The sequence below is a fragment of the Streptomyces colwelliae genome, assembly GCF_048158785.1.
GTDB lineage: Bacteria > Actinomycetota > Actinomycetes > Streptomycetales > Streptomycetaceae > Streptomyces.
This window is the reverse complement of the sequence record NZ_JBLTJC010000068.1, coordinates 26,425-37,979: the sequence shown is the minus strand read 5'-3', so window position 1 is coordinate 37,979 and position 11,555 is coordinate 26,425. Positions and strand designations below refer to the sequence as shown.

Here is an 11,555-nt window from a genome sequence, read left to right as displayed (position 1 = left end):
CCAAGGCCGCGGACGGGCGCTGGAAGGTCTTCTCCTTCATCGAGAACAACTCCACGGCCGATCCGAACGCCACGAAGGACGCGCTGGACGGGCTCGCGGCCACGGTCAACGGCTGCTGGGCGTCCGCCGCGCCGCCCCCGTCTGGCAGCGCTGCACCGACGTCCCGCCCCCGCTCACCGGCGAACTCCTCGACGAGGCCCGACGCGGCGTCCACCTCGCCCATCTGGGCTGGATGGACACGGAGTTGGAGGCCTGGGAGGCCCCGGAGGCGAAGGAGAAACTGCGCCTGATCACCGAGGTCTACGAACCCGGCTTCCCACAGACCTGCCGTACACCCGGCATGCTCTGGTTCTACGCCGTGATGCTGACCGGCAGCGTGGACCGGCTGCCCGTGATCCTCGATGCCGGCGTCGAGACCTGCCGTGCCACCCCCGGCATGGAGTGGGAGCTCGCCACCACCCTTCAGATGCGCGCCAACCTGCTCGCCAACCGCAGCGACTGGGCGGGCGACGCGGCCCGGGACGCCGACGAGTCGCTGGAGATCTTCCGCCGGCTCGGCGACGTCTGGGGCACCGCCGAGGCGCTCTCGGCGCGCGCCGAGGCCCGGGAACGCATCGGCGAGTACGAGTCGGCCGCCGGCGACTACGAGGCCGCGATCGAACACGCCGAACGGCTCGGCGCCCGCGGCCAGACGGCCGTGCTCGGCGCCCGGCTCGGCAGCGCGCTCCTCGAGGGCGGCGAGCCCGAGCGGGGCGAGCGCATGCTGCGCGAGGTGATCGCGAAGCCGCACGGCCTGGGCAACGAGGCGATGCCCGCCGCCCGGATGTTCCTCGCGGGCCACCTCGGCATGACCGGCCGGGTAGCCGAGGCACGCGAACAACTGCGGCTGCTGCGCGAGGAGTTCGCGATCGCCCACTTCGTCGTCTTCGACGCGTTCATCCTCGGCTCGGAGGCCTGGGTGGAGGCGCTCGACGGCGCCTACGAGGAGTCTCTGGACAAGATCCGGCAGGCGCTGCACCGGGCCGGTGACCCACTGTCCGAGGCCATCGCCCCGCACATGACCCCGCTGTACCTGGCCATCGCCGCGATCGGCCTCGCCGAGGTCGACGGCGGCGGCCGCGCGCGGGACGGCGTCCGCTGTCTTGTCGCGGCGCGGGCGCTGCTGCCGCCCGGGCACGTCAGCACGTCCATGGAACGCGCGGTGTATCTCCACGCCGAGCGGCACGCCCGCGCCGCGCTCGGCGACGAGACCTTCGAGGCGTGCGAGGCCGGGTACGCCGAAGGCGGCGGCCTCTCCGTGCAGGAGGCCGCCGCCCTGGTGCGACGCTGACGCGAACCGGTGGGACGTACGGTGGGACGTACCACCACCACCGGTATCCACTGGTGGTGGTCCGTCCCGGCGCGGTCAGGTCTTGGTGCGGAACTTGTAGATCGAGATCGGGGCCATCACCGCGGTGAGCCCCACCGACCAGGCCAGCGTCAGCAGCGTGCCGTGGGCGACCGGGCCGCCCACCATCAGGCCGCGGGCCGCGTCGGCCAGGGCGGACAGCGGGTTGTAGTCGGTGAAGTTCTGGAGCCAGCCCGGCATCGACCCGGTCGGCGCGAAGATCGACGAGCCGAACTGGAGCGGCATCAGCACCAGGAAGCCCATGGCCTGCACGGACTGCGCGCTCTTCATGGTCACGCCGAGGGTGAGGAACACCCACATCAGGGCCGAGCCGAACACCGCGGACAGTCCGATCGCGGCGAACATGCCGAGCCAGTGGTGGATGTGGAAGCCGACGAGGACACCGACGACCATCAGCACGGCGGACGCGACCAGCATCCGCATCATCTCGACCGAGATCTTGGCGATCAGCACCGAGGCACGCCCGATGGGCAGCGACCGGAACCGGTCCATGACCCCGGTGTGGAAGTCGGTGTTGAAGCCGGTGCCCACGCCCTGGGCCATGTTCATGCCCATCATGGCCAGCAGCCCGGGCACGACGTACTGCACGTACGCCTCCTGCCCGCCGCCGAGCGACTGCCCGATCGAGCCGCCGAAGACGTACACGAACAGCAGCGTGAAGATGACCGGGAACAGGATGGCGTCGAACATCGACTCCGGGTCCTGCCGGATCCACAGCAGGTTGCGGCGGATCAGCGCGCCGGTGTGGCGCAGATGGTTGCGCAGCGGGATACGGGGGTCCGCCGCCGATACGTCGGCGGGGCTCACGGCGACGGCGCTCATACGGCGACCTCCTCGCGGTCGTGGGTGGGCACGGAGTCCTGCGGGGCGCTGGCGCGGTGTCCGGTGAGGGACAGGAACACCTCGTCCAGGCTGGGCAGTTCGGTGGTGATGGAGGCGATGGTGATGCCGCGGGCGCTCACCGCGCCCACGACGGCGGTCAGTTGCTCGTCGCTGAGGATCGGCACCAGGACCGTGCCGCTCTCCACGTCGACGCTGACGGTGGCGAGTCCGGTGATGCCCAGCTCGTCCAACGCCCGTGCCAGCGGCCGCAGTTGCAGCGGATCGGCGGGCCGGATGCGCAGCGCCCGCCCCCCGACCCTCGCCTTCAGCTCATTGATGGCGCCACTCGCCACGACCTTGCCGTGGTCGACGACGGTCAGCTCGGAGGCGAGCGCCTCGGCCTCCTCCATGTACTGGGTGGTGAGCAGCACGGTCACGCCGCCGCCGACCATGGACTTCACCTCGGTCCACACCTCGTTGCGGGTGCGGGGGTCGAGCCCCGTCGTCGGCTCGTCCAGGAACAGCACCTGCGGATGCCCGATCATCGAGGCCGCGAGGTCGAGCCGCCGCCGCATACCGCCCGAGTACGTGCTGGCGGGCCGCTTCGCCGCGTCCGTCAGCGAGAACCGCTCCAGCAGTTCGTCGGCGCGGGCCCGGGAGTCCTTGCGGGACAGGTCGAGCAGCCGCCCGATCATGTACAGGTTCTCCCAGCCCGGGAGCTTCTCGTCCACGGAGGCGTACTGGCCGGTGAGGCCTATCACCCGGCGCAGCTGGCGGGGCTGGCGCAGAACGTCGTAGCCGGCGACGGTGGCCTCGCCGGAGGTCGGGGCGAGCAGTGTGGACAGGATCCGTACGAGGGTGGTCTTACCGGCACCGTTCGGCCCGAGCACACCCATCACGGTGCCCTCCCGGACGTCCAGGTCGACGCCGTCCAGCGCCTTGGTCTCGCCGTAGTGCTTGACCAGCCCCCGCACGGACACGGCCGTGCCGCCGGAATTCATGTCGATTCGCGTCATGGCAACGACAGTGCCAGCCCCGACCGACAGAACGCCTACATCCCACCGACAGCCACCGACACCTGACCGACGGCCGCTGCGCACCGCCCTTGCCCACCCACCCGCAGCGGTATTGCCGTAGCTGTGCCGGCCCCGGATCACATGCCGTCCGGTGCGGAACGACGGCGGCTTGTCCAGAAGGAGAACAGCCTTCGCCGGTTGCGCCGGGTGTCGAGAATGCGGTCGTGGATATACGTGCTGGGCAGTTCGGCCGTCCGGTGGGCGAATTCCTGGAACACTGCGAGGTATGAGCTGTCGCTTCCCCGCAACTCGCGCTCTCGTTCCACGAATGGCTGGGTGGCCCTCCAGACGTGGATGATCCGGTGACGTAGAAGCGGAAGAAACAACTCCTCGTCCACGAGCTGGAAGACGGTCAGGGTGGCGAAGGACTGGTAGTAGTACACGACATTGCAGAAGGCCGCCTTCGCCTCGTCGGGAAGCCCGCGCACTCCCTCGCTCGGGTCGTGTTCCTGCTGAAGGCGGTTGCACACGTAGTCGTGCTGGTCGTGAAACGCGGCTGACCGGAACTCGTCGAGCAGGGTGATCATCGCCTGAATATTGTTCACGTGCCGGCTGATCCGCGTCTGCCGGACACCGATCCAGGTGGGAACAGCGATGGCGATCACGGCGATGACGACGGGGAGCACGTTGATGAGGAACGCTTTGAGCATCCGGTCAAGCTAGAGAGGAATCGCAGCCGCCAAGCCGGATGCGCACATCTGGAACATTTCTGCCCGCTCTTGCAGTGAGCCCGTCGCTACTCAGGTCGACTCGCGGAGCCTGCGGGATCGTGACGGTTCATGATCCCCGCGGTACGACGGGATCATGGGGTACGGGCAGAGGGGCGGGCGGCAGGCGGGAAAGGGGCAGCCCGCCGACGGGGGATGATCGGCGGGCTGCCATCGTGCCGCAGTGGCTCAGGTGGCTCAGGTGGCTCAGGTGGCTCAGGTGGGCCAGGGACCAGGTGGGCCGGCCCGGTCAGTGGACCGAGTGCTCCTCCAGCGGGAACGTTCCGCCCACGACATCCTCCGCGAACGCCTTCGCCGCGTTGCCCATGACCGCACGCAGATCGGCGTACTGCTTCACGAACTTCGGCATCTTCCCGCCCGTCAGCCCCAGCATGTCGGTCCACACCAGCACCTGCGCGTCGGTCTCCGCACCGGCCCCGATCCCGACCGTGGGAATGTGCAGCACCCGAGTCACCTCGGCCGCCAACTCCGCCGGCACCAGCTCCAGTACGACGGCGAACGCGCCCGCGTCCTGCACGGACTTCGCGTCCCGAAGCAACTGCTGAGCCGCCTCCTCGCCCCGCCCCTGCACCCGGTACCCCATCGAGTTCACGGACTGCGGGGTGAGACCGATGTGCGCCATGACCGGGATCCCGGACTCGACCAGCAGCCGGATCTGCTCGTGCGACCGCTCGCCGCCCTCCAGCTTCACGGCGCCGACCCCCGCCTCCTTCACCAGCCGGGTCGCCGAGCGCAGCGCCTGCACCGGACCCTCCTGGTAGGAACCGAACGGCAGGTCGCCGACGATCAGGGCGCGGCTCGTGCCCCGTACGACCGCGGCGGACAGCATGGCCATCTCGTCGAGGGTGACGGGCACGGTCGACTCGTACCCGAGGTGGCAGTTGCCCGCCGAGTCCCCGACGAGCATGACCGGGATACCGGCCTCGTCGAAGACGGACGCGGTCATCGCGTCGTAGGCGGTGAGCATGGGCCACTTCTCGCCGCGTTCCTTGGCGAGGGCGATGTCGCGAACGGTGATACGGCGTGTGCCCTTGCCTCCGTACAGCGTCTTGCCGCCGTCGGAGGAGCTGTTCTTCCCAGCCTGGGCAGCCGAAAGCTGCGTCATTGCAACGGCTCCTTCAGTCATCTTGAGGCACCCTTACGGCGTCCCCAGATCCCCTCCATGGTGGCACCTCGTGCCACGGAGGGCCAGAGGGACCTCCGTCACCCACATCACGCGGGAGGGCATGCGTAAGGCCTGAGTAAAATATTTACGATACGGCACGGTCTCGTATCGAAATGCGTCCGCGGTTCCCTAGTCTGGACCGCATGACCACTCCACCCGTCCCTGGCACCCGGATACCCGAAGCGGTGCACCGCCGCCGCTGGGCCATCCTCGGCGTGCTGATGCTGAGCCTGCTCATCGTGGTGCTCGACAACTCGATCCTCAACGTCGCCATCAAGACCATCTCCACCCCGGCCCCGACCGGCCTGGGCGCGACACAGAGCGAGCTGGAGTGGGCGATCAACGCCTACACCCTCGTCTTCGCGGGCCTGCTGTTCACCGCCGGCCTGCTCGGTGACCGGATCGGCCGCAAGAAGGTCCTGCTCGGCGGGCTCGTCGTGTTCGGCATCGGCTCCGCGCTCGCCGCCGAGTCCGGCTCGCCGGACCAACTCATCGGCTACCGCGCCCTGATGGCGCTCGGCGCCGCCTTCGTGATGCCCGCCACCCTCGCCGTCCTCATGAACGTCTTCGAGCGCGACGAGCAGCCCAAGGCCATCGGCATCTGGGCCGGCGGCGTCGGCCTCGCCATCGCCATCGGCCCGATCACCGGCGGCGTGCTCCTCGACCACTTCTGGTGGGGCTCGGTCTTCCTGATCAACGTCCCGATCGTGCTGATCGCCCTCGCCCTGATGGTCTGGCTGGTCCCCGACTCCCGCGACCCGAAGCCCGGCCGCCTCGACCCGGTCGGCGTCGTCCTGTCCGTCGTAGGCCTCGTCCTGCTGGTCTACGGCATCATCGAGGGCGGCGAGCTGGCCGACTTCACGGCGCCCAAGGTGCTGTCGACGATCATCGCCGGTGTCCTGGTCCTCGCCGGGTTCGTCTGGTTCGAGAAGCGCAGCGACCACCCCTCCATCGACGTCACGTACTTCAAGAACAAGGTGTTCTCGGCCGCGATCGCCGCCATGGGCCTGGTCTTCTTCGCACTGATGGGCGTGACCTTCTTCTCGGTCTTCTACACCCAGAGCGTGCGCGGCTACTCACCGTTGCAGACCGGCCTGCTGATGCTGCCGCTGGCCGCCGCGCAGATGATCTTCGCGCCGCGGGCCCGGCTGGTCGTCGACCGGTTCGGCCACAAGGCCACGACGGGCGTCGGCCTCGTGCTGCTCGCCGGGATGCTCGCCGCCTTCGCGACCCTCGACGCGGACACGCCGATCTGGGTCCTGGAGGTCATCTTCTTCCTCATGGGCACGGGCATGGCGCACGTCATGACCCCGACCAGCGTCGTCATCATGCAGGCCCTGCCGCGCGAGAAGGCGGGCTCCGCGTCCGCGCTGAGCAACACCTTCCGCCAGGTCGGCGGCGCCCTCGGCATCGCCGTCCTCGGCTCGGTGCTGTCCACGGCGTACCGCAACGGCATCGAGGGCAAGCTCGGCTCGGTGCCGGCCGCCCTGAGGGACACCGCCGGCGAGTCCATCGAGGCCACCCTCGGTGTCGCCGCGAAGCTCGGCCCGCAGGGCAGGGCCCTGGTCACCCCGGCCAACGACGCGTTCCTGCACGCCATGCACGTCACCGCGCTGTGCGGCGCGGGCGTCGCGATCGTCGGCGCCGTAGTGGCGTTCCTGTTCCTGCCCGGCAGGCCTCCGGTCCCTCAGGAGGGCAAGGAGGAGCAGGAGTTGGTCGTCGTAGGGGAGTAGCGACGACAATCACCCGAGACGGAACGGGGGGAACAGCGGAAGGGACGGAGTGAAGTGAGCCTTGCCGACGACGGCACCGCCACCGGCAACGACCATGGCACCGACAGCGGGACCCGGCCGTGCGCGCCCACCAGGGGACGCCCGCGCAGCGAGGCCGTCGAACGTGCCATCACGGAGGGCGTGATGAAGCTCCTGGAGGACGGCGTGCCGCTGGCCGAACTCTCCATCGAGCGCATCGCCCGTACCGCCGGAGTCGGCAAGGCCACCATCTACCGCCGCTGGCCGGGCAAGGAGGAGCTGTTCGTCGACGTCGTCCGCGAGGCCGAGCCGCACGACCCCGAACTGCCCGGCGACTCCCTGCGCGACGACCTCGTGGCCATGATGGAACAGCTGCGCCAGCGCGGCCTGATGACCCGGTCCTCGGCACTCCTGCACAACGTGTACGCGCAGATGAAGAGCGCCCCGAAGGTGTGGGCCGCCTACCACGCGACCGTCGTGGAACCCCGCCGCCGCAAGCAGGTCGACCTCCTGCGCCGCGGCCAGGAGAACGGCGAACTCCGCACCGACATCGACGCCGAGCTGATGAACGACATGCTGGTCGGCCCGATGCTCCTGCGCACCGTCATGCGCTTCGACGCGGACCTCCCCGAGGGCCTGTCGGAACTCCTCGTCGACACCGTGCTGGTGGCCCTACGGCCCGTCAGGACCGAGATCTGAGCACCCGTCCGAATGTGCGCGTTCCGTCACAGAAGGCGCTGCCGCCGCGCGTGTTCGGAACTTCGGACACCGACTTGTTCGTCCTCGTGCCCGTACGGCCGTCATGGGACGGCGGATCGGAACCGATCATCCCCTAGGGTCGTAGGCGCGGGGACGATGGTGTGCACGGCAGGTAGTGAGGCGACGGTATGGCACAGCAGGCGTATGTGACGGAGACGGACGACGGCGGCTCGGGGGACGAGCCGCGCGGATCCCGGCTTCGGCGCCTGTGGAACAGACTGACCGGCGGCTGGCGGGGCGACCCGCGGATCTGGCGCCGGGGCCTGATCCTCGCCGCACTGGCGATCCTGCTCTCCCTCGTCATGCTGCTGCACTCACGCATCCCGAACCGGATCGGCAACCTCGGCAGCCTCACGGAGACGTTCCTGCCCTGGTTCGGGCTGATGATCCCGGTGCTCCTGATCCTCGGCCTGGTCCGCAGGTCGGCGACCGCGCTCATCGCCGTCGTACTCCCGACGGTCGTGTGGCTGAACCTCTTCGGCGGGCTGCTCCTCAGCGATAAGACCGGCACCGGCGGCGATCTGACGGTGGCCACGCACAACGTCAACGCGGAGAACCCCGACCCGTCCGGTACGGCCCGTGACGTGGCCGCCTCCGGCGCGGACGTCGTCGCCCTGGAGGAGCTGACGGCCTCGGCGGTCCCGACGTACGAGAAGGCACTCGCGTCAACCTACAAGTACCACTCGGTCGAGGGCACGGTCGGGCTGTGGAGCAAGTACCCGATGAGCGGCATCAAGGCCGTGGACATAAAGCTGGGCTGGACGCGCGCGATGCGCGCCACGGTCGCCACCCCCGAGGGACAGATCGCGGTCTACGTCGCCCACCTCCCCTCGGTGCGGGTGAAGATCGAGGCCGGTTTCACGGCCCGGCAGCGCGACACGAGCGCCGACGCGCTCGGTGAGGCCATCGCCGCCGAGCCGCTCAAGCGGAAGATCCTCCTCGGCGACCTCAACGGCACGATGAACGACCGCTCGCTGAACGCCGTCACCTCCCAGATGCGCTCCACGCAGGGCGCGGCGGGCAGTGGCTTCGGGTTCAGCTGGCCGGCGTCGTTCCCGATGGCGCGGATCGACCAGATCATGGTCCAGGGCATCGAGCCGGTGTCGTCGTGGACCCTCCCGAAGACGGGCAGCGACCATCTCCCGATCGCGGCCCGTGTGAACCTCGACACGAGTTCTTAACCGCGTGGAATAGCGGGCCTGGGAGTCTTTGTTCCGTAACTGAACTTAAGCTCGGTAGTACGGAACTCCGCTCTCCCTCGAAAGGCACAGGCACTTCCATGCCCCTGGCCCTGCTCGCTCTGGCCGTCGGCGCTTTTGGTATCGGCACCACCGAATTCGTGATCATGGGCCTGCTGCCCGAGGTCGCGGACGACCTGCACGTCTCGATCCCCACGGCGGGTCACCTGGTCTCGGCGTACGCGCTGGGGGTCGTCATCGGCGCCCCCCTGCTCGCGGCGGTCACCGCCCGCCTGTCCCGCCGCACGGTCCTGATCGGCCTGATGGCCCTGTTCGTGGCGGGCAACGTCCTCTCGGCCTTCGCCGCGAACTACGACTACCTCCTCGCGGCCCGCTTCCTGAGCGGCCTGCCGCACGGCGCCTTCTTCGGCGTAGGAGCCGTGGTCGCTACGACGATGGTCGCGCCCGAACGCAAGGCGCGCTCCGTCTCCCTGATGTTCCTGGGCCTCACGGTCGCCAACGTCGTGGGCGTACCGGCGGCCACGCTGATGGGCCAGCACCTGGGCTGGCGGGCCACGTTCCTCGGTGTGAGCGTGATCGGCCTGGTGGCGATAGCGTCGCTGGCCCTGCTGATCCCGCACGACCACGCGCACGCCCCGAAGGTGGGCCTGCGCGGCGAGCTGGCGGCTCTCCGCTCCCTCCCGGTGTGGCTGGCCCTCGGCACCACGGTGGCCGGCTTCGGGGCGCTCTTCTCGGCGTACAGCTACATCACCCCGATGCTCACGGACGCGGCGGGCTTCGCCGACGGCAGCGTGACGCTGCTGCTGGCCCTGTTCGGCGTGGGCGCGACGGCGGGCAACCTGATGGGCGGCCGCCTGGCGGACCGCTCCCTCCGGGGCACCCTGTTCGGCGGCCTGACGTCCCTGGCCGTCGTCCTGGCCCTGTTCCCGCTCCTGATGACGACGGAGTGGACGGCGGCACTGGCGGTCGTCCTCCTGGGCACGGCGGCGTTCGTGACGGGCTCCCCGCTCCAGCTGATGGTGATGGAGAAGGCGTCGGCAGGCCCGTCGTTGGCGTCGTCGGCAAACCAGGCGGCGTTCAACTTGGCGAACGCGGGCGGCGCTTGGATCGGCGGCCTCGCCCTGGCGGCAGGCTTCGGCGCCACGTCCCCCGCACTGGCCGGCGCGGTGCTGGCGGTACTGGGACTGGGAGTTGCCGCCACGGCGGCGACAGTGGACCGGCACCGAGCGGTACCGGGCCGCGAACGCGTGGTCGCAGCCCACGTCCCCGAACAGGCCCCGGCACTACAGCCCTGACTCCTCCCACCCGCCAACCCGTCCCGGTCAGTTGGAAGGTTCACCTTCTGACCGGCGGGGCGGGCACCTCGCCACGACCACTGCCGTCGACGCCGGGCAACAACCCCGTCCGACTGTCACGTCCCCTCAGTCGAGACAGAACTCGTTGCCCTCGACGTCCTGCATCACCAGGCACGACTCGTTGTAGCCGTCGGCGGTCAGGAGGCGTACGCGTACCGCGCCGAGCGCGAGCAGCCGCGCGCACTCGGCCTCCAGCGCGGCGAGGCGCTCCTCACCCACGAGCCCGGTGCCGACCCGCACGTCGAGATGAACCCGGTTCTTGACGGCCTTGCCTTCGGGAACACGCTGGAAGAACAGTCGCGGGCCCACCCCTGAGGGATCGACGCACGCGAACGCCGAACCCTGACGTTCGGACGGCAGCGAGTGATCGAAATCGCCCCACGAGGCGAACCCCTCCGGCGGAGGCGGCACGACGTATCCCAACACCTCGCACCAGAAACGGGCGACGCGCTCGGGCTCCGCGCAGTCGAAGGTGACCTGGAACTGCTTGATCGACGCCATCGGCCCACCGTAGTGGCGGATGCTGCCGGCCGAGCCCCTGGGGTGTCACCGCGGGCCCGGCCCGGCGCGACCGGTCCGCGCCGACCGTCAAAGGCCCAGCACCAGATCCCGGACCGCCGCGGCCCGCGACAGGAACGGATGGTGGCCCGCGTCGAGTTCGACCACGCTGCCGGCCCGGCGGGCGTACTCGCGCTGGAGGCGTGGCGGGGTGCCCCGGTCCTGGGCGCAGACGAGGTACGTCGAGGGCACCTGCTGCCATGCGGCCGCCTTGACCGGCTCTCCGGTGACCCGCACGCTCTGCCGGGCGAGGTGATTCGCCGCCTCGGCCTGGTCCTCGGGGTCGCAGTCCTGAAGGAACGTGTCCACGAGCAGTTCGGGGCGGACACCGAAGGTGCCGGTGTCGGGGTCGACGTCGAGGAACGGGGCGGGGCCGCCGTCCCCGAACTCCGACAGGCTCTGCCCGACCTCGGGCAGGTAGCTGGAGACCAGCAGCAGGTGGCGTACCGATCCGACGCCCGCGGCGGCTTCCGAGACGACGATGCCGCCGTAGCTGTGGGCGACGACGACGGTCGGCTCGTCGGTGTCCAGCAGCACCTGCCGCACGGCGGCCACATCCTCGGGCAGTCCCGGACCGCCGGTGCCCGCGGGCAGGTCCGTCTCCCCGCAGCTCGGCAGGGCCGGAGTCACGCTCAACACCCCTTGTTCCTGGAGGAGTTCGGCGGTGCGATGCCACCACCACGACCCGTCCCGCACGCACGCCCCGTGCACGAACACGACCCTCATCGCTGCCT

11 protein-coding genes and 1 pseudogene are annotated in these 11,555 nt (G+C 69.9%); 5 read left to right on the top strand and 7 right to left on the bottom strand.

What is annotated here, in order from left to right:
- Positions 1-223 (bottom strand): hypothetical protein (locus tag ACNFOC_RS16795; protein WP_416959914.1); only part of this gene is annotated, 223 nt, incomplete at its 3' end.
- Here ACNFOC_RS16795 and ACNFOC_RS16790 point away from each other — a divergent pair.
- Positions 122-1,330 (top strand): annotated as a pseudogene (locus ACNFOC_RS16790) (tetratricopeptide repeat protein); the annotation flags it as partial. The gene ACNFOC_RS16795 and the pseudogene ACNFOC_RS16790 sit on opposite strands and share 102 nt — an antisense overlap.
- A 75-nt stretch (positions 1,331-1,405) precedes the next feature.
- On the opposite strand, the gene ACNFOC_RS16785 reads toward ACNFOC_RS16790, so the two are convergent.
- From ACNFOC_RS16785 to panB, 4 genes are all read right to left on the bottom strand, one after another.
- Complete coding sequence (locus ACNFOC_RS16785) at positions 1,406-2,230, bottom strand: ABC transporter permease (RefSeq protein ID WP_366092211.1); 825 nt, start codon at positions 2,228-2,230, stop codon at positions 1,406-1,408.
- A complete protein-coding gene (locus tag ACNFOC_RS16780; protein ID WP_416959912.1) occupies positions 2,227-3,246 on the bottom strand; it encodes an efflux ABC transporter ATPase subunit, DrrA-related in 1,020 nt (339 codons plus the stop codon). Before ACNFOC_RS16780 ends, ACNFOC_RS16785 begins: the two co-directional genes overlap by 4 nt.
- 137 nt (positions 3,247-3,383) lie before the next feature.
- Positions 3,384-3,932, bottom strand: coding sequence for a DUF4760 domain-containing protein (locus ACNFOC_RS16775; RefSeq protein WP_416959911.1), 549 nt, complete (start codon positions 3,930-3,932; stop codon positions 3,384-3,386).
- Positions 3,933-4,263: 331 nt separating this feature from the next.
- Positions 4,264-5,139, bottom strand: coding sequence for a 3-methyl-2-oxobutanoate hydroxymethyltransferase (gene panB / locus ACNFOC_RS16770; protein WP_416959910.1), 876 nt, complete (start codon positions 5,137-5,139; stop codon positions 4,264-4,266).
- A 203-nt stretch (positions 5,140-5,342) separates the two neighbouring features.
- Here panB and ACNFOC_RS16765 point away from each other — a divergent pair, with 203 nt between their 5' ends.
- From ACNFOC_RS16765 to ACNFOC_RS16750, 4 genes are all read left to right on the top strand, one after another.
- Positions 5,343-6,932, top strand: a complete 1,590-nt coding sequence (locus ACNFOC_RS16765) for an MFS transporter (protein ID WP_416959909.1) — start codon at positions 5,343-5,345, stop codon at positions 6,930-6,932.
- Between the two features lie 54 nt (positions 6,933-6,986).
- A complete protein-coding gene (locus ACNFOC_RS16760; RefSeq protein ID WP_416959908.1) occupies positions 6,987-7,649 on the top strand; it encodes a TetR/AcrR family transcriptional regulator in 663 nt (220 codons plus the stop codon).
- Positions 7,650-7,837: 188 nt separating this feature from the next.
- Positions 7,838-8,890 carry an endonuclease/exonuclease/phosphatase family protein gene (locus tag ACNFOC_RS16755; protein WP_416959907.1) on the top strand — a complete coding sequence of 351 codons (1,053 nt, stop codon included), beginning with the start codon at positions 7,838-7,840 and terminating at the stop codon, positions 8,888-8,890.
- A gap of 98 nt (positions 8,891-8,988) precedes the next feature.
- On the top strand, positions 8,989-10,203 hold the full coding sequence (locus tag ACNFOC_RS16750; protein WP_416959906.1) for an MFS transporter: 1,215 nt from the start codon (positions 8,989-8,991) through the stop codon (positions 10,201-10,203).
- A gap of 126 nt (positions 10,204-10,329) precedes the next feature.
- On the opposite strand, the gene ACNFOC_RS16745 is transcribed toward ACNFOC_RS16750, so the two are convergent.
- Positions 10,330-10,764 (bottom strand): VOC family protein, encoded by a 435-nt coding sequence (locus ACNFOC_RS16745; protein WP_416959905.1) that lies wholly within the window; start codon positions 10,762-10,764, stop codon positions 10,330-10,332.
- A gap of 87 nt (positions 10,765-10,851) precedes the next feature.
- Positions 10,852-11,547 (bottom strand): alpha/beta hydrolase, encoded by a 696-nt coding sequence (locus ACNFOC_RS16740; RefSeq protein WP_416959904.1) that lies wholly within the window; start codon positions 11,545-11,547, stop codon positions 10,852-10,854.
- Positions 11,548-11,555 lie beyond the last annotated feature (8 nt).

Coding starts and splice junctions, on each gene's coding strand:
- ACNFOC_RS16785 (WP_366092211.1), bottom strand. CDS start 2,230: ATGAGCGCCGTCGCCGTGAGCCCCGCCGACGTATCGGCGGCGGACCCC.
- ACNFOC_RS16780 (WP_416959912.1), bottom strand. CDS start 3,246: ATGACGCGAATCGACATGAATTCCGGCGGCACGGCCGTGTCCGTGCGG.
- panB (WP_416959910.1), bottom strand. CDS start 5,139: ATGACGCAGCTTTCGGCTGCCCAGGCTGGGAAGAACAGCTCCTCCGAC.
- ACNFOC_RS16765 (WP_416959909.1), top strand. CDS start 5,343: ATGACCACTCCACCCGTCCCTGGCACCCGGATACCCGAAGCGGTGCAC.
- ACNFOC_RS16755 (WP_416959907.1), top strand. CDS start 7,838: ATGGCACAGCAGGCGTATGTGACGGAGACGGACGACGGCGGCTCGGGG.
- ACNFOC_RS16750 (WP_416959906.1), top strand. CDS start 8,989: ATGCCCCTGGCCCTGCTCGCTCTGGCCGTCGGCGCTTTTGGTATCGGC.
- ACNFOC_RS16745 (WP_416959905.1), bottom strand. CDS start 10,764: ATGGCGTCGATCAAGCAGTTCCAGGTCACCTTCGACTGCGCGGAGCCC.
- ACNFOC_RS16740 (WP_416959904.1), bottom strand. CDS start 11,547: ATGAGGGTCGTGTTCGTGCACGGGGCGTGCGTGCGGGACGGGTCGTGG.